The 21,138-nt window shown below is 66.7% G+C and carries 19 protein-coding genes and 1 pseudogene; 5 read left to right on the forward strand and 15 right to left on the reverse strand.

What is annotated here, in order from left to right; genetic code table 11:
* Window positions 1-80: 80 nt before the first annotated feature.
* Window positions 81-2,939, reverse strand: coding sequence for a TonB-dependent receptor (locus BW38_RS01900; RefSeq protein ID WP_032978277.1), 2,859 nt, complete (start codon window positions 2,937-2,939; stop codon window positions 81-83).
* A gap of 169 nt (window positions 2,940-3,108) precedes the next feature.
* Between BW38_RS01900 and BW38_RS22145 the strand changes: the two genes are divergently transcribed.
* The gene (locus BW38_RS22145; RefSeq protein ID WP_235190002.1) at window positions 3,109-3,585 is read left to right on the forward strand and encodes a YrhB domain-containing protein; all 477 of its coding nucleotides are present in this window, start codon (window positions 3,109-3,111) and stop codon (window positions 3,583-3,585) included.
* A gap of 74 nt (window positions 3,586-3,659) precedes the next feature.
* Here the strand turns inward: BW38_RS22145 and BW38_RS01890 are convergent, their stop codons facing one another.
* The 4 genes from BW38_RS01890 to BW38_RS01875 all read right to left on the reverse strand — a co-directional run bounded on the left by BW38_RS01890 (window position 3,660) and on the right by BW38_RS01875 (window position 8,216).
* Window positions 3,660-4,976 (reverse strand): ABC transporter permease, encoded by a 1,317-nt coding sequence (locus BW38_RS01890; RefSeq protein ID WP_025878344.1) that lies wholly within the window; start codon window positions 4,974-4,976, stop codon window positions 3,660-3,662.
* A 13-nt stretch (window positions 4,977-4,989) separates the two neighbouring features.
* On the reverse strand, window positions 4,990-6,147 hold the full coding sequence (locus tag BW38_RS01885; RefSeq protein ID WP_032978283.1) for an FtsX-like permease family protein: 1,158 nt from the start codon (window positions 6,145-6,147) through the stop codon (window positions 4,990-4,992).
* A gap of 14 nt (window positions 6,148-6,161) precedes the next feature.
* Window positions 6,162-6,851 carry an ABC transporter ATP-binding protein gene (locus BW38_RS01880; protein WP_025878346.1) on the reverse strand — a complete coding sequence of 230 codons (690 nt, stop codon included), beginning with the start codon at window positions 6,849-6,851 and terminating at the stop codon, window positions 6,162-6,164.
* A 117-nt stretch (window positions 6,852-6,968) separates the two neighbouring features.
* Window positions 6,969-8,216, reverse strand: coding sequence for an efflux RND transporter periplasmic adaptor subunit (locus BW38_RS01875; protein WP_032978286.1), 1,248 nt, complete (start codon window positions 8,214-8,216; stop codon window positions 6,969-6,971).
* 202 nt (window positions 8,217-8,418) lie between these two features.
* Here BW38_RS01875 and BW38_RS21130 point away from each other — a divergent pair.
* The 3 genes and pseudogenes from BW38_RS21130 to BW38_RS01865 all read left to right on the forward strand — a co-directional run.
* Window positions 8,419-8,730, forward strand: a pseudogene (locus BW38_RS21130) (ATP-binding cassette domain-containing protein); the annotation flags it as partial.
* Window positions 8,731-8,760: 30 nt separating this feature from the next.
* Window positions 8,761-9,975 (forward strand): sensor histidine kinase, encoded by a 1,215-nt coding sequence (locus BW38_RS01870; RefSeq protein ID WP_032978362.1) that lies wholly within the window; start codon window positions 8,761-8,763, stop codon window positions 9,973-9,975.
* A complete protein-coding gene (locus BW38_RS01865) occupies window positions 9,972-10,574 on the forward strand; it encodes a response regulator transcription factor (RefSeq protein WP_025878350.1) in 603 nt (200 codons plus the stop codon). Before BW38_RS01870 ends, BW38_RS01865 begins: the two co-directional genes overlap by 4 nt.
* Window positions 10,575-11,094: 520 nt before the next feature.
* On the opposite strand, the gene BW38_RS01860 is transcribed toward BW38_RS01865, so the two are convergent.
* The 10 genes from BW38_RS01860 to BW38_RS01815 all read right to left on the reverse strand — a co-directional run bounded on the left by BW38_RS01860 (window position 11,095) and on the right by BW38_RS01815 (window position 19,620).
* Entirely contained in the window at window positions 11,095-11,631 is a 537-nt protein-coding gene (locus BW38_RS01860; protein ID WP_025878352.1) for a cytochrome b, read from the reverse strand.
* Window positions 11,628-12,734, reverse strand: a complete 1,107-nt coding sequence (locus tag BW38_RS01855) for a catalase family peroxidase (protein WP_032978289.1) — start codon at window positions 12,732-12,734, stop codon at window positions 11,628-11,630. The genes BW38_RS01860 and BW38_RS01855 overlap by 4 nt, the downstream gene beginning before the upstream one ends.
* 168 nt (window positions 12,735-12,902) lie before the next feature.
* Entirely contained in the window at window positions 12,903-14,270 is a 1,368-nt protein-coding gene (locus BW38_RS01850) for a M17 family metallopeptidase (protein ID WP_032978292.1), read from the reverse strand.
* A 3-nt stretch (window positions 14,271-14,273) separates the two neighbouring features.
* Complete coding sequence (locus BW38_RS01845) at window positions 14,274-15,002, reverse strand: HAD-IA family hydrolase (protein ID WP_025878355.1); 729 nt, start codon at window positions 15,000-15,002, stop codon at window positions 14,274-14,276.
* A 62-nt stretch (window positions 15,003-15,064) separates the two neighbouring features.
* Window positions 15,065-15,535 carry a hypothetical protein gene (locus tag BW38_RS01840; protein WP_032978295.1) on the reverse strand — a complete coding sequence of 157 codons (471 nt, stop codon included), beginning with the start codon at window positions 15,533-15,535 and terminating at the stop codon, window positions 15,065-15,067.
* Window positions 15,536-15,632: 97 nt separating this feature from the next.
* Window positions 15,633-16,739: an AI-2E family transporter gene (locus BW38_RS01835; protein ID WP_025878356.1), complete on the reverse strand. Its 1,107-nt coding sequence runs from the start codon at window positions 16,737-16,739 to the stop codon at window positions 15,633-15,635.
* A gap of 67 nt (window positions 16,740-16,806) precedes the next feature.
* Window positions 16,807-17,244, reverse strand: coding sequence for a hypothetical protein (locus BW38_RS01830; protein ID WP_025878357.1), 438 nt, complete (start codon window positions 17,242-17,244; stop codon window positions 16,807-16,809).
* The gene (locus BW38_RS01825; protein WP_025878358.1) at window positions 17,241-17,711 is read right to left on the reverse strand and encodes a phage holin family protein; all 471 of its coding nucleotides are present in this window, start codon (window positions 17,709-17,711) and stop codon (window positions 17,241-17,243) included. The genes BW38_RS01830 and BW38_RS01825 overlap by 4 nt, the downstream gene beginning before the upstream one ends.
* Window positions 17,712-17,719: 8 nt before the next feature.
* Window positions 17,720-18,082: a hypothetical protein gene (locus BW38_RS01820; RefSeq protein WP_025878359.1), complete on the reverse strand. Its 363-nt coding sequence runs from the start codon at window positions 18,080-18,082 to the stop codon at window positions 17,720-17,722.
* 104 nt (window positions 18,083-18,186) lie between these two features.
* Window positions 18,187-19,620 (reverse strand): Do family serine endopeptidase, encoded by a 1,434-nt coding sequence (locus tag BW38_RS01815; RefSeq protein WP_025878360.1) that lies wholly within the window; start codon window positions 19,618-19,620, stop codon window positions 18,187-18,189.
* Between the two features lie 489 nt (window positions 19,621-20,109).
* Here BW38_RS01815 and BW38_RS01810 point away from each other — a divergent pair, with 489 nt between their 5' ends.
* Window positions 20,110-21,024, forward strand: coding sequence for a hypothetical protein (locus BW38_RS01810; RefSeq protein ID WP_032978297.1), 915 nt, complete (start codon window positions 20,110-20,112; stop codon window positions 21,022-21,024).
* The last annotated feature ends 114 nt before the right edge of the window (window positions 21,025-21,138 follow it).

A 21,138-nucleotide genomic window follows, 5' to 3' on the forward strand; every position in this document is an offset into this window, starting at 1 on the left:
AACGGCGCCCCGAGGGGCGCCGTTCTGCTTCCATCCACGGCCAGGAGAGAGTTGGCCGGGGCGGGAACGCGGTTGCAGGCTTAGAAGCGCTGCTGGTACTTCATGTACATGAAACGACCGATGTCGAAGCCACCGTAGTAGGTGAAGCTGCTGTTGGGCTGGCTGTACATGATCGGACCCTGGTGGTCGAACACGTTGTTCAGGCCCAACGACACGGTGCCATCCCACGGCAGGCTGTAACGCACCTGCAGGTCGTGGAAGGTGTTGGAACCCACCTTGCGGCTCGGCTGTGCATCGGTATACGGCGAAACAAAGTCGGCCATGTTGCAGTCCGGGCCACCGCCCAGATCGTACGAGCAGGCTTCCTTCATGCCCGAGTAGTAACGGGCGGTCCAGCCGATGCCGAGGTTGCCGTACTGCCAATCCAGGTTGAAGGTCGAACGTACGCGGAAGTCACCGGCCCAGCCCACGCGCTGCTCCACCGGGGTGGTGGCGGCGCTGTCGTTGCGCTGCTCCAGGTAGTCGGTGTAGGTGGTGTTCCAGTTGATGGCGAACTTGCCGTATGCGGTTTCCGGCAGGCGGTAACGCACACCGATGTCATAGCCGGCGGTTTCGCGGTAGCCGGCGTTGACCAGCGAACGATCCAGCGCCGAAACCTGGCCGCGGGTGGCCGCAGCGGTGGAACGGGTGAAGCGACCGCATGCCGAATCCACGCCCTGCACGTAGCACTGGTTGAGGATGTCGGTAGCCGACTCGCCCACGATGGCGTTGTCGATGCGGATCTTCCACCAGTCCAGGCTGACGTCCAGGCCCTGCACGAATTCCGGGCTGTAGACCAGGCCGACGGTCCAGGTCTTGGCGGTTTCCGGCTTCAGTTCCGGGTTGGAACCGGAGTTGAAATCGGAGGTGGCCTGCTGGCCCGGGCGGTTGGCAAGGTTGCCGTCCGAACCGGTCTGCTGACGGAAGTTGGCGGGCACGTTCAGCGCCTGGCAGCGTGCTGCCACGGTCGGGCTGCTGGCGGCGATGCCGAACTTCGTATCGCACGGATCGGTGAACGAATCGCGGCTGGAAACCGCGCCGCCGTAGAGATCGTCCACGGTCGGTGCACGGAAGCCGGTGCCGTAGGTGGCGCGTACCAGCAGGCTGTCGATCGGCTTCCACTTCAGGCCGAACTTGCTGTTGGTGGTCGAACCGAAGGTGTTGTAGTCGGTGTAGCGACCGGCCAGGTCCAGCGACAGCTCGCGGGCGAAGGCCATGTCGGCCAGCAGCGGCACCTGCATTTCCAGGTAGACCTCGTTGAGCGAGTAGTCGCCACGGGTCGGCTGGCCGGTGGTGCCGGCGATCTGGCCCTTCTGCACCATCAGGTCCGGGGTGTAGCTGGCTTCTTCGCTGCGGTGCTCAAAGCCCATCGCGCCCATGATGTCGCCGGCCGGCAGGTTGAACAGCGAGCCGGAGATGTTGGCGCTGGCGACCTTGGTGGTGCTGCGCATCTTGTCGACGAAGCGGGTGAACAGGTAGTCCTGCACGTCCTGGTTGCCCAGCGAGCCCGGGCCGGTGTAGCCCATCGGCGCAGCCGGATTCCACGGCACACAGCCGGCGATCACCGCACCCGGTGTACCGCAGCGGGCCACGTCGCCGTCCATGAAGGACGGGCCGACGGCCAGGTTGACGTTCGGCTGGTACATGCTGCCGGTGCCAACGCGCTCGCCTTCATTGCGGTTGTACATGTAGCTGACGTTCCAGTCCCAGTAGCGCGAACCGGTTTCGAAGCTGCCTTCCAGGCCGAGGCTGGCACGCTTGGTTTCCAGCGTGTTCTCGGTACCGCGCGGCAGCTCTTCGGTGCGGTGCGAGAACAGCACGTCCTGGCCCCACTTGTTGAAGGTGCTGTCCTTGGACAGCGCAGCGCGCGTGCCGTTGCGCGACTGCGCAGCCGAGACCGAGTACGGGTAGCCGGCCAGGTGCTTGGTCGACTCGCGCTTGCTGTACAGCGCATCGGCGACGATGCGCAGGTTGTCGGTGATCGAGAAGCCGCCGTTGGCGAACACCGAGGTGCGCTCCAGGCCGCTCAACAGGCTCATGTTGGTCTTGGCGTTGGCGCCGTCAGCCGGATCCGGCGTGTGGAAGTTGCCAGCGCTGCTCGGGTCGCCGCCCGGGCCCACGGTCAGCGGCTTGCCACCGACGGTGACCGTGCCCCACTGGGTGGTCGGGCTCAGCGCGTCGACGTCGTCGGCATGGCGCGGGCCACCCGGGTAGCGGCTGAACTCGCGCGCATCGCCGAGGATTTCGTCTTCCTTGGTGCGCTCGGCGCCGACGCTGAACCAGCCGCGGTCGAAGGTCTTGCCGAAGGTGGCGCTATAGGAGCGCTTCTGGCCGTCGCCTTCACCGTACTGGCCGACATAGACGCTGGCTTCGCCACCGTCGAAGTTCTTGCGGGTGATGATGTTGACCACGCCGGCGATGGCGTCCGAGCCGTACAGCGCCGAGGCGCCATCGGTCAGCACTTCCACGCGTTCCACGATCGCCGACGGAATCGAGGCCAGGTCGGAGTAACCGCCGGCGCTGACGCCCATGCGGCGGCCGTCGATCAGCACCAGGCTGCGTTCCGGGCCGAGGTTGCGCAGGCTGACATACATGCCGCCGAAATCGCGCGAGGAGCTCAGCGAGGACGAACGGCTCAGGCTCGGTGCGCCGGCTGCAGTGACGTCCTGCAGGATGTCGGCAACGTTGACGTAGCCCTTCTTCTCGATGTCGGCGCGGTTGAGTGCCACCACCGGCTGCGCGGTCTCGACACTGGCCTGGCGGATGCGCGAGCCGGTGATCTCGATGCGGTCGAGGTTGGTGGGGGTATCGCCGGCTTCCTGTGCGAAAGCGGGCGTGGTGCAGCTGGCGGCCAGCGCGATGACGATCGCGTTGCGCAGCGGGGTGGTCTTCAGGGACATCCGTGAAATCTCGTGTTTCAGAAAAAACATGCGTCCGTTCTATGGACGCGTGGGGTGCTGCAAACCAACGTGGGGGCCGGATTCTAGAGTGTTTTCATCGGTAACTGTTTGTCCGCGCGCGCTGTAACGCCGCGAAAATGAATCGCAACCAACAATCCACAGGTGCACTGTGCGCAACGTCACGCGCGATGCGCTTGCGATGGGCAGAGGCACCGATAGCGGCACGAACCCGGCACGCTTGAGTGGTTGCAACAACGCATCGCAGTACGCACGTAGCTATCAGTTGTGGTACTCCGTCCCGCATGAAACGCTCTTCGCGTTGTCGTCGAAAGAAGGAGATGAAGGGATGATCCACCTCGAAGAGGCACGCCGCCGAGTGGAGGCTGCACTTGCCACCGACGATGAACCGGTTGTCATCACGCACGAGCATGAAGTCGTCGAAGGCTGGCTGTTCTGTTTCCAATCGCTGCGCTACCTGCAATCCGGCGAGATATCGGATGCGTTGGCCGGCAATGGACCGATCTTCTTCGACAGGCATACGGGCGATCAGCACCCGCTGTGCACGGCATGTGCGCCGGAGGAAGCCCTGCGTCAGCATCTGGCCTCGCGTACCCCGCCATCTGAAGCCACGTCGGTGGACTTCTGAATTCCGGGAACGAAAAAGGGACGGAGCCTTCGCCCCGTCCCCTGCGCAACGCTCAATAAATCAATGCGTGATGCTCAGGTCTCGCGCAGCGCCGTGGTGATCGGCAGGCGTGCCGCGCGCAGCGCCGGGAACAACCCGCCCACCAGGCCGATGCCCAGCGCCCACTTCAGCCCGCTCCACAGCAGTTCCGGCGATACATGGAACTTGAACACCACCGCGCTGAAGTTGCTGCCGATGGTGGACACGCTGTAGCCGTTGAACAGCAGCCATGCCACCGCGCAGCCAAGCAGTCCGCCGAGCAGGGCCAGCAGCATGGTTTCCAGCATCACCGCAGTCACCACCGGCAGGCCACGGAAGCCGATCGCGCGCATGGTGGCGATCTCGCGTGCGCGCGTGGCCACGGCGGCATACATGGTGTTGAGCGCACCGAACACAGCGCCTACGGCCATGATGGTGCCGATCACCTTGCCGAGGATGTCGATCAGCTTGGTCAACCCACCACCCTGCTTGCTGTAGTAGACGCGGGTGGTTTCCACGTCCAGCTTCAGGCGCGGATCGGCGGCCACGGCGGCCTTGAACTGCTCGAAGCCGGCCTTGCCGTCGGTACGCACGCTGATCGACTGCCAGGCACTGCGCTGGTAGGTGGTGGCCAGCGTGTCGGCGTCGGTCCACAGTTCCGAGTCATGCGCATCGCCGGTAGCGAACACGCCCACGACCGTCCAGGTCTGGTTGCCCAAGGTGAGCGTTTTGCCAACATCCATGTCGCGGAACTGGCTCCTGGCGCCCTGGCCGACCACGATCTCGCGCAGGCCGGCGGCGAACCGGCGGCCTTCGACGATCTTGACCTTGTCATGCACGGCCCACGCCTGCGGGCCGACACCGCGGAACTGCGCATTGACGTCGGTGCCATCGGCCTTGGACACCAGGTTGACCACCTGCGAGAGTTCCGGCGACAGCAGCGGCCGCCCCTGCGCATCGCGGGTGATGCCGGGCAGGGTGGACAGCGTCGGGACCTGTTCGCGGGTGATGACCGAGTTGGTCTCGGCCTGCGAACCGCCGCGCAGCACGATCGCGGTGGTGTCATCGCCGGTGTTGTTGAGCGTGGCCTGGAAGCCTTCGCCCATCGCCAGCATCGCGACCAGTACGCCGACCACGCCGGCGATGCCGACCACGATCACCGAGGAGGCACCCCAGCGTTGCGGCAGGCTGGCGATGCCGATGCGGGTGGCGGCCAGGGCCAGCCGGCCACTGCGGGTGAGCGCCAGCCACAGCCCCAGCAGCACCGCGATGGCAGCGACGCCGATCCACGGCAGGCTGATCCAAACCACCAGGCCAACGACCAGCAGCAGCACGGTCACCGCGTTCCCCAGCCACTTCTTGAGCTTGTTCATGTCGGTGTCCTCTTCAGCGGCCGGCGAGCGCGTCGACGATCTTCAGGCGCTTGGCGCGCAGTGCGGGCAGCAGCCCGACCACGATGCCGATCACCACGATCAGGACGATGCCCACCAGCCAGGTCGGCGTCGGTACGTGCGGCGGCAGCATGCCCATGCTCTTGGGGCTGATGGCCGGCAGGATCAGCGCCGCCAGTCCCATGCCGATCAGTCCACCGAGGCCGATCAGCAGCACCGATTCGACCATCACCAAGGTCAGCACCGTGCTGTCCTTGAAGCCCAGCGTCTTCAGCGTGGCCAGTTCCGGAACGCGCTCACGCACCGCCTGGGCCATGGTGTTGCCGGTCAACAGCAGCAGGGTGAAGAACACCGCGCCCATGATCGAGGTGACGATCATGCCGATGTCGGCGAACTGTTTCACGAACGCCTGCTGGAACGCCGATTCGGTCTGGGTCTTGGTTTCGTGGTCGGAGTTGGCCGAGATCGCATCGATGGCCTGCGCCACTCTCGACGACTGCTCCGGGTTGTCCAGCGTCACCGTGTACCAGCTCACCTGGTTCTTGATGTAGTCGTTGGACTCATCGAAGTACTTCCAGTTCATCATCAACTGGCGTTCTTCATTGGCCGCCAGTGCGCGATCCTTCGAGCGGTAGATGCCCTTCAGTTCCAGCGGCCAGTCGTTGCTGCCGCCACGCGGGAAGATGGTGGCCTGCAGCGGGATGGTGTCGCCGATCTTCCAGCCGAACTGCTTGGCCAGCGTCTCGCCGACGATCGCGCCGGTACGGGTCTGCTGCCAGTCCTGCAGCTGCGCCGGGTCGATCTGCAGCTCGCGGTAGACATCGAAGTAGTTGGGCGCCACCGAAAAGTTGGGGAAGAAGTTCTTCGGGTCCTGGTAGATGCCGCCGAACCACATGCCGTAGGTGACATCGCGCACGCCGCTGACCTGGCGGATCTGCGTTTCCAGGCGGATCGGCAGCGACTGGGTGATCGACAGGCGCGAAGCCACCACCAACCGGTTGGCACCTTCCACGCTGCCACCGGACGAGAACGCCACGCGCACCGAGTCGAGCATGCCGAACAGCAGGAACGCGGCCACCACCGACAGCAGGGTCAACAGGGTGCGGGTGCGGCTGCGGAACAGCTGCGCCCAGACCAACGAGAAGTATTTCATCGCTGTGGCCTCCGTCAGTGGGCCAGCGGCGCGTCGGCCAGCTCGCCCTTGTCCAGGTGCACCGTGTGGGTGGCGTACTCGGCAGCCTTCGGGTCATGGGTGACCATGATGATGGTCTTGCCGTGTTCGCGGTTGAGTTGCTGCAGCAGGCCCAGGATCTCTTCGGCGGACTGGCGGTCAAGATCGCCGGTAGGTTCGTCGCAGATCAGGAAGGTCGGGTCGGAGACGATCGCGCGGGCGATCGCCACGCGCTGCTGCTGGCCGCCGGACAGTTCGTTGGGGCGATGGCTGCGGCGGTCGGCCAGGCCGACCAGGGTCAGCGCGATCTCGGCATTGCGCTTGCGCTGCGCCGCGCTGAGGTGGGTCAGCAGCAACGGCAGTTCCACGTTCTTCTGCGCGGTCAGCATCGGCATCAGGTTGTAGAACTGGAACACGAAGCCGACATGATGGCTGCGCCACGTCGACAGCTGGCCGCCGCTCATCTGGTCGATGCGCTCGCCTTCGATGCTGATCTCGCCGCCGGTGGGGTTGTCCAGGCCGCCGATCAGGTTGAGCAGGGTGGTCTTGCCGGAACCGGACGGGCCCATCAGCGCGACGAAATCGCCACTGGCGATATCCAGGTCGATGCCGTGCAGCACCTGCACCTTTTCGGGGCCACGCTGGTAGGTCTTGGTGATGTTGCGCAGTGAAACCAGGGTCGACATGGGTGGTTCTCCACGAAAGGCGGGAAACGGGGATGCGTCCCGGCCAACGGCCGGCACGCGTCGAACAGTGGTGCTTTCCAGCGGTACTGCCGGTGGCGCCATGCGGGCGCCGGGCCGTTACTGCGCTTGCTTCTGCTTGACCCTGGTGCCGTCGCGCAGGGTGTCCGGCGGGTTGACCACCACCGACTCCCCCGCGCTAACGCCCTTGAGGATCTGGCGGTCCTTGCCCATCGCCTGGCCCGCCTCGACCGTGCGTTGCTGCACACGGTTGTCATCGCCCAGTGCGAAGGCCACCGACGCGCCCTCACGCTCGACCACCGCAGTGGCCGGAACGCGCACGCCCTGTGGCTTGGCTTCGGTCTGCGGCTTGGCCTGTTCCAGGAAGCTGACCCGCACGCCCATCTCCGGCACGATGCGCGGATCTTTCACCTTCAGTGCGACCCGTACCTTCACCGTGGCCTTGCCGCGGTCAGCGGTGGGGACGATGGCGATCACCTCGGCCGGGATCTTCCAGTCCGGGTAGGCGTTGAGCGTGGCTTCCACCGGCATCTTCGGCTGCACGCGGCCGATGAAGGCTTCGCCGACCTCGACTTCGATCTCCAGCGATTCCATGTCGACGATGGTGCCGATGCCGGTACGGGTGAAGCCACCACCGGCCGACAGCGGCGAGACGATTTCGCCGGGCTGCGCGGCCTTGGCGGTGACCACGCCGGAGAACGGCGCGCGCACGATGTTGTTGTCCACGCCAAGGTCGGCGATGGACAGCTGGTCGTTGGCAACCTTGACGTTGCGTCGTGCGGTTTCCAGCTGCGCACGCAGGCTGTCACGCTGGGCCACGGCCTGGTCGTACTGCGAACGCGAGACCAGCTGCTGGCCGACCAGCGCCTGCAGGCGGCTGGCTTCAGCGGCGGCCTGCTTCTGCTGGGCTTCCAGGCCGACCACCTGGCTGCGTGCGGCCTGCAGCTGCGAGGCGTACAGGTTGCGCTGCGCGTCGGCATCGATCGGGTCCAGGGTGGCCATGATCTGCCCCTGTTCCACCCGCATGCCTTCTTCGATCATCACCTCGCGCACCTTGCCGGTGATCTTGGCCGACACCGTGGCCATGCGCCGGGCGACCACGTAGCCGCTGGCGTCGAGCACCGAGCTGCTGGCGCTGCCCTGCTGGATGGCCACCGCCGGCGCGGTGTCCACTTCCACGGTGGGCGCGCGGCCGAACAGTGCGAATGCACCACCGGCCAGCAGCACGATGATCACGGCCACGGCGATCCACAGCCAGCGGCGGCCACCACTGCCGCCACTGGAGGCGGGCGGTGGCGACTTGCGGTCGATACGGAGTTCCTTCAACAGCTCGGCAGAAGCGTTCATTCGTTCCATCACAGGCGTTCGGGCGGGTGTGACCGGAAGGGCAGGCAGCGGCGGTTCCGGCGGTGGAGCGTGCGGCACAGCATGAAGGCAGGTGCATCGGCGATGGCAGTGACAGCTGTCATCCGATGTCATTGACGGCGGCAACTGCGAAATGTGACCACGGCGGCACAGGATGGCAACGTCCCCGCTACCGGTACCGCCCATGGATACGATCGCTCCGTCGCTGGCCCGCCTGCAGCAGGTGCAGGGGCGTTACCGCGACCATACCGCCCTGCACGGCATCGACCTGCAGGTGCGCGCTGGCCAGGTACTGGCCCTGCTGGGCCGCAACGGTGCCGGCAAGAGTACCGCGATCAGCGTGCTGTTGGGCCTGCGCCGTGCCGACGCCGGCCAGGTCGAGCTGCTGGGCGGTGATCCGCAGCAGCGCGATCAGCGGCTCGGCCTCGGCGTGATGCTGCAGAGCACCAGCCTGCCGCCGATGCTGCAGGTGGATGAACTGGTGGCGCAGGCGTGTCGGCGCCTGCGCCGGGTCGGCTGAACTGGCATGATCGGCAGCGATCGTCCCCGCCTGGAATCTTCCGTGCCACCGAGCTGGCCTGCGTCCCTGCTGCGCCCTGCCCCGGATTCGGCGGTGGCCGAACTGCTGCGGCGTGGCAAGTCGCCCTGGAGTGGTGCGATCCACCTGCTGTGGTCGGTCTGGATCTTCCTTACCCCGGTGCTCGGGAATGGCTTCACGCTGCGCTGGTTGTTGCTGACGCTGGCCAGCTATCCGTTGTTCCTGCTGTTCTATGCCAGGGTGATGCTGGCGCCACGGCACCACGCCTGGCGCTACGCGCTGGGCATGATTGCGATGGCCCTGGTGCTGCTGCCGTGGTATCCGTCGGGACTGAGCTACTTCGTGTTCGGCTGCGTGATGATCCGCATGAGCAGCCGCGGCGGCTGGTGGGTGTACCTGTTGCAGCTCACTGGCCTGAATCTCCTGTTCTGCAGCACCGCGCTCTACTTCGGTTATCCGTGGCAGGCCATGGTGTGGATGCCGGCGGTGTCGTTCATTGTCGGGCTGGTGGTCAACGTGGAGGCCTTGAGCCATCAGCGCGACGTTGCCCTGCAGCTGTCCCAGGACGAGGTGCGGCGCCTGGCGACCACCGCCGAGCGCGAGCGCATCGGCCGTGATCTGCATGACCTGCTGGGGCATACGCTGTCATTGATCACGCTGAAGCTGGAACTGGCGCGTAAGCTGTACGACCGCGATGACGCGCGTGCCCGGCAGGAAATCGGCGAGGCCGAGGACATTGCCCGCGAGGCGCTGGCGCAGGTACGCAGTGCGGTCACCGGCATCCGCGCCAGCGACCTGGCCGGCGAGCTGGCCTCGGCACGCCTGCTGCTGGAATGCCAACAGGTACACCTGCAGTACATGCCGCCGCCACCGATGCCAGTGGAGGTAGAGCGTGGGCTGGCACTGGTGCTGCGCGAGGCGGCGACCAACATCGTGCGCCACGCGCAGGCGACCCGGGTGCAGGTGGATTTCATGCTTGAGGACCGACAGTTGGTGATGCAGATACGCGATGACGGCCGTGGTGGTGTGCAGGCCGAGGGCAACGGATTGTGTGGCATGCGTGAGCGCGCAGCGGCGCTGGGTGGCCAGTTGACGCTGCAGTCGCCGCGCGGGGAAGGCACGCTGCTGACCGTGCGCGTGCCCCTGGTGGCCGCGACTACGCCGCTGTCGCCGGCATCGCTGGCACAGGGAGGCGCGGCATGATCCGCATCCTGCTGGCCGAGGATCAGGCGATGGTGCGTGGCGCATTGTCGGCGTTGCTGGGCCTGGAACCGGATATCGAGGTACTGGGCAGTGCTGCCGACGGCGAAGCCGCCTGGCGCATGCTGCAGCAGCTGCAGCCGGACATCCTGGTCACCGACATTGAGATGCCGGGGCTGAGCGGGCTGGAACTGGCCCAGCGCATCGCCCGCCATGAACTGCCGATCAAGGTGGTGATCGTGACCACCTTCGCCCGTGCCGGTTTCCTGCGTCGCGCATTGGAAGCGGGTGTACTGGGCTATCTGCTGAAAGATGCACCGGCCGAGAACCTGGCCGAGGCACTGCGCAAGGTGAAGCAGGGCATCCGTGCGATCGATCCGCAGCTGGCGCTGGATGCGTGGTCGCAGGCCGACCCGCTGACCGACCGCGAGCGCCGCGTACTGCGCTTGGCAGGCGAGGGCCGCACCGCCAGTGAGATCGCCGAGCAGCTGGGGCTGTCGCACGGCACGGTGCGCAATTACCTGTCCGAATGCATCGGCAAGCTGGGCGTGGCCAACCGGATTGAGGCGTATCGGCTGGCACGGCAGAAGGGGTGGTTGTAGCGGGGCGTCACTTTTCTTTTCGCGTGAAAAGAAAAGTAACCAAAAGAAACACGCCGCCGGCCGCGAGCCGGTGCTGCGCACCAGTACCCTGCGCTTCTCGGTGAATCAGGGGACGGCGCCGAACTCGCTGCGCTCAGACATCGGCGCCTCTTCGCCCCTGATTCCCCTGCGATGCTCGGCTCGCTAGAAGGCGGAATGGAAGGTCAAGATCAACGGCAAAGGCATCCACGCATGGCGTGGATCTACTGGGTGCAGCTGCGGCTTTTGACGTTGGGTCCGCCTTCAAGCGAGCCGAGCACCGCAGGTCCGGCGAGGGCGAAGAGGCGCGGGTGTCTGAGCGCAGCGAGTTCCCGCGCCGTCCCTCGACGGACCGAGGAGCACAGGGCACCGGCGTGCGAAGCACGCCGGCTCGCGGCTGGCGGCGCGTTTCTTTTGGTTACTTTTCTTTTCGCGCGAAAAGAAAAGTGACACCCCTCCGCAGTCGCGGAAATGACCAGCCGGGAACCCCCGGCGAACCCATTCAATCCTTCCCGCGTGCCATCGCCTGGAACACGCCATCGCGGCGCACCCACAGGTGGAACAGCGCCGCACCCACGTGCATCAGCACCGTGGCGAACAACACGTATGCCAGCAGGCTGTGCGCATTGCGCAGCGCGGCGTACAGCGCTGGCGTGTGCGGCACGATCGGCGGCAGGTGCAGGCCACCGCCCAGCACGATCGGGTAGCCGCCGGCCGACAGCATCGCCCAGCCGATCAGCGGCATCGCCAGCATCAACGCGTACAGCATCCAGTGCGAAGCCTTCGCGGCCAGCACCTGCCACGCGGGAAGATCCGCTGGCAGCGGCGGTGGGCGGTGGCGCAGGCGGTTGTACAGGCGCAGCACCGCCAGCAGCAGGATGGCGATACCCAGCGGCCGGTGCAGGTCGATCAGCATGGGGCGCAGGTGCAGCGAGGCGACCATGGTCACGCCGATGAACAGCATGGCGATGATCATCAGCGCCATGGACCAGTGCAGCACCCGGGCGAGCAGGTTGAAGTGGCCGTTGCCGGTACTCATCGTGCTTCCCCCTTCGTCTGTGCCGCCGCACCGCTGGCGCGCTCGCGCTCGCGGCGGTTGAACGACTGCGAATACACCGCCGAGCGCGCAGCCAGGATCGGGTCGTCGCTGCCGCGCACGCCGCTGGGCACGATCAGCGGATCGAAGTTGAGCTGGCCACAGGCGCCTTCTTCCTGCGACTGCATGCGGTCGAGGCTGAGCACGCCGGCCACCACCTGTTCGCGTGATTCCGGCCACGGCACCGAGGGATCGTCAATGGCATCGCCCGGCGCGGCCAGGCTGACCACCAGGTTCCAGCGCACCGGGCCGGTGGCCAGGCGCTGCTGCAGTTCCTGGCTGAGGAAATCGACATTGGCCTGCTTGCGTGCCTCTGCATCCATCTCCACCAGCGGCGCCTGCGGCTGCCAGCGCCAGCGCACCGCGCGTTTCTGCCCCTGCGCGTTGGTGAACCAGAAACTGTTGACGCTGTTGAAGGTGGTGTTGGCCCAGCTGCTGGTCCACGGTGCGCTCTTGGCCCACTGCTGGAAGGCCTGTGCGCTGGGGTATCTGGCCAGCACGGCCGCCATCTTCTGCGGGTCGGGCTTGCCGGTGGCCGGATCCGGAATCTGCGCGCGGGTCTGCTCGTAGAACGCCTCGGCGGTGGGCACGGCGAAGAACGGGAAGCTGTTCATCGCCATCCGCCATTCCTGCCCGTCATCGCCCACCAGCTGTACGGCGATGCTGCGCACGCGCGCGCTGCCATCGGCGCCGTGCGGATCGCCGCCGCCGATCGACAGCCGGCCCAGCACCGGAACCTTCGCCTGCGAGAACACCCGTGCGCTGGACAGCGTGGGCGCCTGTGCGCTGGGTTCGAACCAGCCGCTCACGCACACCCCTTTGCTGTGCGCGCGGCGGAAGCCGGGATGTGCAGGGCCGGTGGCCTCGATGGTGTCGGTGAAGCGCTGTGCGGTCAGCCGGTCGCGGCCGATCCAACCGGCCAGCCAGGCGAAGGCGAGGGCAACGATGCCCAGGATCAGTGCGATCAGCGCGATCCTGGGCAAGGGCGAATGCCGGCGCGGCGCGCCCGGCTCCTGGCCAGCGCGGGTATAGCGGAAGAGCGACATGGTCGGAGTCCTGCCTTCACGGATGTGTGGGTGGGCGACCACACCATCCTCGCAGAACCCGGCCGGGGCCGAAATTCAATTTTTCGTCAGATTTGCAGGGTGATGCAGTGCCGACCAAGGTCGGCACCCACCGGCATGGGCAGCGCCGGGCCATGCCCGGCGGCTCCATCAGCCGTAACGTGCCTTCAGCATCGTCCAGGCCGAACGCAGGGCCAGGGCTTCGCCACCGGCCGGGCGGCCCGGGCGCTCGCCATCGTTCCAGGCATACACGTCCAGATGTGCCCAGCGCTGTCCGTCTTCCAGGAAGCGTTCCAGGTACAGCGCGGCGGTGACCGAGCCGGCCATGCGCGAACCGGCGTTGGCCAGGTCGGCGATGCCGCTGCTCAGGTAACGCAGGTACGGGCGCCACAACGGCATGCGCCACACCGGGTCACGGGTGGCGTCGCCAGCCTGCAGCCACTGCTGGGCGAGCGTGTCATCGTTGCTGAACAGCGCCGGCAGGTCCGGGCCCAGCGCGATGCGTGCCGCGCCGGTCAGCGTGGCGAAGTCCAGCACCAGGTCCGGCTTCTGCTCACCGGCGAACGTCAGCGCGTCGCACAGGATCACCCGGCCTTCGGCATCGGTGTTGTCGATCTCCACGCTCAGGCCCTTGCGGGTGGCGATCACTTCGCCCGGACGGAAGGCATCCGGGCCGATCGCATTTTCCACCGCCGGTACCAGCAGGGTCAGGCGCACCGGCAGCTGCTGGGCCATCACCAGCCCGGCCAGGGCCAGCGCGTGTGCGGCGCCGCCCATGTCCTTTTTCATGTTGCGCATGCCATCGGCCGGCTTGATGTCCAGGCCGCCGGTATCGAAGCACACGCCCTTGCCGACCAGTGCCAGCGCCGGGTCGGTCTCCTTGCCCCAGCGCAGCACGATCAGCCGCGGCGCACGGTGCGAGGCACGGCCCACCGCATGGATGGCCGGGAAGTTCTGCGCCAGCAGTTCGTCGCCGGTGATGGCTTCCACCTGCGCGCCATGCGCTTCAGCCAGGGCACGCGCGGCGTCTTCCAGCTGCTGCGGGCCCATGTCTTCGGTCGGCGTGTTGACCCAGTCACGCACGCGCAGGCTGGCGGCGATCAGGTCGGCCACTTCGCCGGTCGGTGCAGCCACCAGCTGGGCCGGCGCGCGGTTGCGCTTGCGGTAGCGGTCGAAGCGGTAGCTGCCCAGGCCCCAGCCCAGCTGCAGCAGCGCCTGCTCGGCGGCCGGCAGTTCGCTGGCCAGCTGCCACACGCTGCCTTCCGGCAGGGCATGCGGTGCATGGGCGTAGCTGTAGGCATCGGCACGATCACCGACGCCGATCACCGCGCCAGCCAGGCCATCGGCGCCGGGCAGCAGCGCAACCGAATGCGCGCCCGCAGTGAAGCCCTGCGACTTCAACCACGCCTGGGTGGCAGCAGATTGGCTGTTCTTCCACGCCTCGAACTGGCTGCGGTCCAGCACGTGCAGCGGCAGTGCGGCGGTGGTGTCGGCGGTGAAGCCAGTGATCTCGCTCATGCGTCAGGTACTCCGGGATGCGTCAGCGTCGGCGGCGTCGAGGTTGGCATCGAGCCAATCGGCCAGGCCGGTGAGGGTGTCGAACTGCAGGTCAGGCTGCAGCTGCGGATGGTTCCAGGTGGCCGCTTCGCGGTTGATCCAGCAGCCGCGCAGGCCGGCAGCCATCGCGCCGGCCACGTCCATCTCGACGTGGTCGCCCACGTGCAGCACCTGCGCCGGGGCGACGCCCAGGCGGTCGCAGGCAGCGTGGAAAATGCTCGCTTCGGGCTTGGCCGCGCCATGCTCGCGCGCGCCCAACTGGAAGCTGAAGTGATGGGCCAGGCCGATCCGTTCCAGATCGGCGTTGCCGTTGCTCAACGCGGCCACCGGCACCCGCGCGGCGATACGCGCCAGTGCGTCCAGCGCATCGGGGTAGCACTCCACCTGGTTGCGCGCGGCGTAGAACACTTCATACGCCGGTTCCAGAAGATCCAGGCTGGCGCCACTGTTTTCCAGCGCCTCCTGGATCGTCAGCCGGCGCAGCGCGCTCAGGTCGAAATGCAGGTGGGGGTTGTCGCGGAACGAGCGCTCGCGCAGTTCGCGCATGGCCGCCACCGGATACATCGCGGCGGTGGCGGGGCTGTGTTCGCGCATCCAGTCGAACAGGACCTGGTCGATGCGGGCGCCGATCGGAGCGAACGGCCACAGCGTATCGTCGAGGTCGAGGGTGATGGCAAGGACAGGGAATTTCACCCCGCCATTCTACGCCTGCCCGCGCGGGCTTTCATGCGCGCGGCGGGCAGGCGCTGCCGCCGTCAGTGGCTGCGCAGGTCGTAGGAGCAGTACAGGACGGTCTGGCCATCGACGCGATCGACGCTCAGGTCATGCCTGCCCACTTCGCGCCGGTAGCCACCGGCCACCGGCGGCGGCATCTTCGCCAAGGCGGCGACCTTGCTGATTTCCGCGCTGCCGAAGTACGCCGTGTAACTGTCCACGCCATCCTCGCCGCTGGAGCCGTCGTAGGAGGTCACATGGGTCACCGGCAGGCCAAGCACCATCAGCGGCGAGGCCAGTGTGTAGCCGTCGTCGTACTCGTCCCTGGTCTTGGCCCCGGCGGGCATCAGCACCTTGGCCATGGCATCGAACTGTTCGGGCGTGAGATGGCGCTGGCAGGTGATGGCCTCCACCAGCTGGGTGCGGGCCACTTCCGCACTGGGCGGGGCCGCGGCGAAGGCGGGGGCGGCCAGGCAGGTCAGGGCGAGGCATCGACGCGCAAAAGAGAACATGGCAAGGGTTCCATCCTGGGAAAAAGCGGGCGCATATTCTGCCAGCCTTCGCCGTCCCACCGTTCCTCTCCCCGCACGCCCGTCGATGGAGCGCGCCTCACTCCAGCAGCCGCGCCCAGCCGTGCATGCCGTCCAGCCGCGCCAGCACCAGCTTGATGCAGACCAGCAGCGGCACCGCCAGCAGCAGGCCGATCATGCCCCAGGCCCAGCCGAACACCATCAGCGCCAGGATCAGCACCAGCGGTGACAGTTTCATCTGCCGGCCAAGCACGATCGGCGTCACCAGCTGCCCTTCCAGGGTATGCAGGGCCAGGTAGGCGGCCGCAGGCAGCAGTGCCTGAAGCGGGTCGCGGAACTCCACAAAGCCCATCAGCAGCATCAACGCGACGCCGAGCAGCGGGCCGACATAGGGCGCGAAATTCAGCAGCGCCGCCACGGTTCCCCACAGCAGCGCCTCCTGCAGGCCGATGCCCAGCAGCATCAGCACCCCGGCCAACAGCAGGCCGACCACCGTGTTGATCACGCTGATGGTCAATACGTAGCGCGACACCTCATGCTCGATCGAGCGCAGGATGTCACTGGTGAAACGCTGCTGCTGCCGGTTCGGGAACAGGGCGATCGCTGCACGCTGCAGGCTCTGGCCGTAGATCATGAAGAACAGCGTCAGCAGCACGACGGCCAGCACCGAGGCGGCCAGCCGCGGCGCACGGGTGAGCATCCGGTAGGGGTCGTCCAGCTGGGTGCGGATCACCTGCACCTTGCGGTTGCCGTCGCCGCCGGCCACGCGCGCGAAATTCTCTGCGGCCTGGTTGGCCTGCTGCACCGGCTTGGTCAGGTCCTGCACCTGGCGCGCAACCTTGCGCAGCTGCTGCGGTGCTTCCTGTGCCCAGTCCATCGCCGGGCCGATCAGCTGCACCGCCAACGCACCGGTCACGCCCAGGCCGGCGCCCAGCACCAGCAGGGCGCCGAGCGCGCGCGGAATCCACAGCTTCTGCAGCAGGCGCAGGATGGGGTTGCCGACCAGGGCGAAGAACATCGCCAGCAGGACCGGCAGGATGATGTCCTGCGCCGCCCACAGGGTGAACGCCACGGCCAGGGTCGCCAGGATCACCAGCGACATCGGGCCACGTGGGCGCGAGGGCGGCGGCAGGGGTGCGGACTCGTCCGGCGCAGGCGACGACGGGGACAACAGGGACTCGCTCATCGACGCACCGACCAGAAAGAGAAGCCCATTATCGGCCCGCCGCGATCAACGCGGCGGGTAAGGTTCGTCAACGTTCGGACATCTCGGTCGCCGCTTCGGCCGGACGGGGCTCACGCAGCTCGGGCTCGGCCACCGGGCGTGCTGCCGGTCGTGCTGCGGCGGCGGGGGGCGGCCCGGCCGCTTCATCCACCTGGTCGGCGGCATCGTCTGCGGTTTCCGCCGCCTGCGCCGCCACCACCGAAGCAAACGCGGCCTGGGCGCTGGCGAACAGGCTGGACACCGAACCGACCATCTGCAGCCAACGCGCTCCGTTGACCTTGCCCGGAACCTCCAGCTTGCCGGCGATGAACCCGCCGGCCAGACCCACCACCACGATGCGCAGTGGCGACCAGCCCTGTCGCCAGACCTGGCTGAGCACGTTCCAGTGGTCCTGGGTCTCGCCGAGGCGCACGGCCATCACCTGTTCGCAACGTTTCACACGCCGCTGCAGTGCACCGAACTTCATGGCTTGCCCTCCGGGATCTGCACGCCTGCATCGGGATCATCATCGGTGGGCTCATCGAACAGGCCCAACCGGGACAACTGACGCCGGGTGGCGTGCATGCCAGTGTGGTGGAAGAAGTAGGAAACGCGCCAGATCGCATAGCCGGTGACGGCCAGGCTCAGCAGCGAGGTGATCAGCAGGGCCTGCAGCCAGCTCAGGCCGAAGCTCTGCAGCAGGGCGATGAGGGTGGCGGCCAGCAACAGCCAGGCCGACGCACCGAACACGATGGCGACGCCGGCCCAGGCCAATGCGCGGCCGAACGCGCTGCGCGCCAACGCGAAGTCCGCCGACGCCAACCGGCGCAGCGAACGCAGTGAGTGCTTGGCCGAATCGGCAGTCGCCCGGCCGGCTGCGCCGACCTGGCGGATGCTTTCGTCCAACGGCGGCGTGGCCGCCGGATCAGGACGTTGCGTGGTGTCTTCGCTCACGCCGCAGCTTACTTGTCGCTGCCGCGGGCCAGCTTGGCGATGATCCAGCCGGTAGCGAAGGCCACGCCGAACGAGGCCAGCGGACGTTCGCGGATCAGCTCAGCAGCGCTGTCGATCAGGTCCTTGCCCTTGTCCATCAGCGCGTCGACCTGTTCCTTGGCGGCGGCACCACCGAACTCGGCAGCAGCCAGGCCCGACAGCGCGCTGTCGGAAAGTTCAGCCTTGACGTTGGCCTTGCCGATGCGCAGTTCGTCGGTCGCGGCGCCGGTAGCGCCCTTGATCGCACCGCCGGCAGCGCTGGCGGCCTGCTTCAGGTGGGAACCGGCTTCACCCAGGTGGTCCTTCAGGTTCTCGGTATTGGTGGGGCTCATCGAATCACTCCTGTTGCGATGGGGGAACGGGCGATCGGCGCTTGGCCGACCTGGACGTACAGCAATAGCATCACGTGGGTATAGGGGGCGTTACGGCCAGGCGATCAGCGCATCACCAACTGGCCCTGCTGCTGGCCATTGTTGCGCAGCACGCGCAGCACCAGGGTGGGCGGGCGCTGCTGGAAATTGGCGCGCCAGCTGGCCAGGTCGGCGAACTCGCCCACCGTGGCGTCGGTGATGATGTCGCCCTGCTGCAGGCCATTGGTCGCGGCGCGGCTGCCGCGCTTGACCTCGCTGACCAGCACGCCGCCCACGCCAGACTGACGCAGCGACTCGGGCAGGTCGACGAAGCTGGCACCGGTCAGGCGCGGGTCCAGGCTCTCGCCGCTGACCACGCGCGCCTGTTCCTTCAGCGTTGCCTTGATCTGCAGCGGCTTGCCTTCGCGGCGAACGTCCAGGGTCAGCACGCTGCCCACCGCCGCCAGGCCTTCCACGTTGTGCAGTGCTTCGGCACTGTCCACGCGCTGGCCGTTGGCCGATACCACCACGTCGCCCGGCTTCAGTCCTGCGGCGGCACCGGCCGAACCGGCCAGCACGCGGGTTACCAGGGCGCCGCGGGTTTCGCCCAGGCCCAGGCCCTGCGCGATCTGCGCGCTCAGGTTCTGGCTTTCGATGCCCAGCGTGCCGCGCACCACCACGCCATGCTTGACCAGCTGGTCCACCACGCTGCGGGCCAGGTTCGACGGAATCGCCAGGCCCAGGCCGATGTTGCCGGCCATGCTGCCCTGCGGGTTGAAGCTGGCGGTGTTGATGCCCACCAGCTGGCCCTGCAGGTTGACCAGTGCGCCACCGGAATTGCCGGGGTTGATCGATGCATCGGTCTGGATGAAGTTCTGGTAGCCCAGCCCGCGGATGCCACTGCGGCCCACCGCCGAGACGATGCCCGAGGTGACCGTCTGGCTGAAACCGAACGGATTGCCGATCGCGACCACGAAGTCGCCCACCCGCAGCTGGTCGCTGTTGCCCAGCTTGATGTCGGTCAGGTTCTGCGCCGGAATGCGGATCAGCGCGATGTCGGTGTCGCGGTCCGAGCCGAGGAACTCGGCCTTCACCGTGCGCCCATCGGCCAGTGTCACCTGCACGTCATCAGCGTTGTCGATGACGTGGTGGTTGGTCAGCACCAGGCCTTCGGTGGCATCGATGATGACGCCCGAACCGAGTGACTCGTTGATCCGCTCCTGCGGGATGTCCGGGAACAGGCGGCGGAAGAACGGGTCGTTGAAGAACGGGTTGCGTACCCGCACCACCTGCTTGGTGTTGACGCTGACCACCGCCGGCATCGCCTTTTCCAGCATCGGTGCAAGCGAAGGCACCGCCTGCCCGGCAACCGCGGCCGGCAGCGCTGCGGAGGTGGGCAGTACCGCCGGCAGCGGAGCGGCATCGGCACGGTTGTCCAGGTGCGCATTGAGGCCGGTGGCAACGAAGCCGCCGAAGGCAGCGGCGATTGCGAGCGTAAGCAGGGTGGGAAGCGGTCGCATGGGAGTCGGTTCGCAGGCTGAGGTTGGGGCCGTTGACGCATACGGTAGAACAAGCTGAATGAGTGTGTCGCGATCTGGATAAATGCCCCATGAAAATCCGACCCTCGCCGCAGGCGCCGGAAAGCTGACGCGCGCACCACAACGCTGTTCGCGACAGCCGCGAGCGAGTGCCGCAAGGCACGCCGGCAGCGCCCTGATACACCGCGACACTTGCGCAGTTCCGCGCATCCCGACCTTGCGATGACGCTCAGTGCTGCGCGGATGTGTGGCTGCTGCCAGTGCCTGCATCGGCACGCCAGCAGCAGGCAGGCTGCGCAGCACACTGCTTAAAAAAAGGGATTTCCTGACTGCGGGGCACGTCAGCCGCCGCTATCGCCTACTCCAGTTGCGTCGCACCGGATGCGATTGGCCGGCCGTGCCCGTTCCACGATAGCCATTGTCGGTATAGCATCGCCCCGTTTTGACAATCCAGGCCCCTAGGAGGGCAACATGAGCAACGGTAATGGTGTGTCGGTCGTGACCGACGCCGTCGAGAACGTGAAAGAAACCGCCACCAACGTCGGCGAGACCATCGCCCACGCCGCCGAAGACGCAGTGAAGTCGGTCAAGAAGACCGTCAAGCGCGCCCGCAAGGCTGCCACCACCCGCGTCGCCAAGGCCAAGAAGGTCGTGGCCAAGGTCGAGAAGACCGTTGCCAAGAAGGCCGAGAAGGCTGCCAAGTCGGTCGGCAAGACCGTTGCCAACGCCAAGAAGAAGCTGGAAGCGGCCAAGAAGAACGCCAAGGCCGAAGCTGCTGCCCTGAAGAAGGAAGTGGCCAAGACGAAGGCGGCTGCCGGCAAGACCGTGACCAAGAAGGTTGCTGCTGCCAAGAAGACCACCAAGGCTGCCGGCAAGAAGGTCGCTACCGTGAAGAAGGCCGCCACCAAGAAGGTTGCGACCGCCAAGAAGGCTGTGGCCAAGAAGACCGCTGCTGCCAAGAAGGTTGTCGGCAAGAAGGTCGCTACCGCCAAGAAGGCTGTGGCCAAGAAGACCGTGGCCGCCAAGAAGGTCGTCGGCAAGAAGGTCGCTACCGCCAAGAAGGCTGCGGCCAAGAAGACCGTCGCTGCCAAGAAGGTCGTCGGCAAGAAGACTGTCGCTGCCAAGAAGGTCGTCGGCAAGAAGACCGTCGCTGCCAAGAAGGTCGTCGGCAAGAAGACCGTCGCTGCCAAGAAGGTCGTCGGCAAGAAGACCGCCACTGCCAAGAAGGTTGTCGGCAAGAAGACCGCTGCTGCCAAGAAGGTTGTCGGCAAGAAGGTCGCTGCTACCCGCAAGACGGTCGCCAAGAAGGCTGCACCGCTGAAGAAGGCCGTGGCCAAGAAGGCTCCGGCCAAGAAGGCCGTGCGCAAGGCTGCCAAGCGCAAGTAATCGCGCGTGGTTTGAAGGCCCTTCCGCTCATCGGGCGGGAGGGCCTTCTGCGTTTTCGGGGGGGGGGGGAACTGATCATGCTCGGGCGTGTTTTTCGGCCACCGGCCTGGGAAA

Origin of the sequence: Stenotrophomonas sp. RIT309 (assembly GCF_000632045.1) — a bacterium.
Lineage (GTDB): Bacteria > Pseudomonadota > Gammaproteobacteria > Xanthomonadales > Xanthomonadaceae > Stenotrophomonas > Stenotrophomonas indicatrix.

Coding starts and splice junctions, on each gene's coding strand:
- BW38_RS01900 (WP_032978277.1), bottom strand. CDS start 2,939: ATGTCCCTGAAGACCACCCCGCTGCGCAACGCGATCGTCATCGCGCTG.
- BW38_RS01890 (WP_025878344.1), bottom strand. CDS start 4,976: ATGAACAAGCTCAAGAAGTGGCTGGGGAACGCGGTGACCGTGCTGCTG.
- BW38_RS01885 (WP_032978283.1), bottom strand. CDS start 6,147: ATGAAATACTTCTCGTTGGTCTGGGCGCAGCTGTTCCGCAGCCGCACC.
- BW38_RS01880 (WP_025878346.1), bottom strand. CDS start 6,851: ATGTCGACCCTGGTTTCACTGCGCAACATCACCAAGACCTACCAGCGT.
- BW38_RS01875 (WP_032978286.1), bottom strand. CDS start 8,216: ATGAACGCTTCTGCCGAGCTGTTGAAGGAACTCCGTATCGACCGCAAG.
- BW38_RS01870 (WP_032978362.1), top strand. CDS start 8,761: ATGATCGGCAGCGATCGTCCCCGCCTGGAATCTTCCGTGCCACCGAGC.
- BW38_RS01865 (WP_025878350.1), top strand. CDS start 9,972: ATGATCCGCATCCTGCTGGCCGAGGATCAGGCGATGGTGCGTGGCGCA.
- BW38_RS01860 (WP_025878352.1), bottom strand. CDS start 11,631: ATGAGTACCGGCAACGGCCACTTCAACCTGCTCGCCCGGGTGCTGCAC.
- BW38_RS01855 (WP_032978289.1), bottom strand. CDS start 12,734: ATGTCGCTCTTCCGCTATACCCGCGCTGGCCAGGAGCCGGGCGCGCCG.
- BW38_RS01850 (WP_032978292.1), bottom strand. CDS start 14,270: ATGAGCGAGATCACTGGCTTCACCGCCGACACCACCGCCGCACTGCCG.
- BW38_RS01840 (WP_032978295.1), bottom strand. CDS start 15,535: ATGTTCTCTTTTGCGCGTCGATGCCTCGCCCTGACCTGCCTGGCCGCC.
- BW38_RS01835 (WP_025878356.1), bottom strand. CDS start 16,739: ATGAGCGAGTCCCTGTTGTCCCCGTCGTCGCCTGCGCCGGACGAGTCC.
- BW38_RS01830 (WP_025878357.1), bottom strand. CDS start 17,244: ATGAAGTTCGGTGCACTGCAGCGGCGTGTGAAACGTTGCGAACAGGTG.
- BW38_RS01820 (WP_025878359.1), bottom strand. CDS start 18,082: ATGAGCCCCACCAATACCGAGAACCTGAAGGACCACCTGGGTGAAGCC.
- BW38_RS01815 (WP_025878360.1), bottom strand. CDS start 19,620: ATGCGACCGCTTCCCACCCTGCTTACGCTCGCAATCGCCGCTGCCTTC.
- BW38_RS01810 (WP_032978297.1), top strand. CDS start 20,110: ATGAGCAACGGTAATGGTGTGTCGGTCGTGACCGACGCCGTCGAGAAC.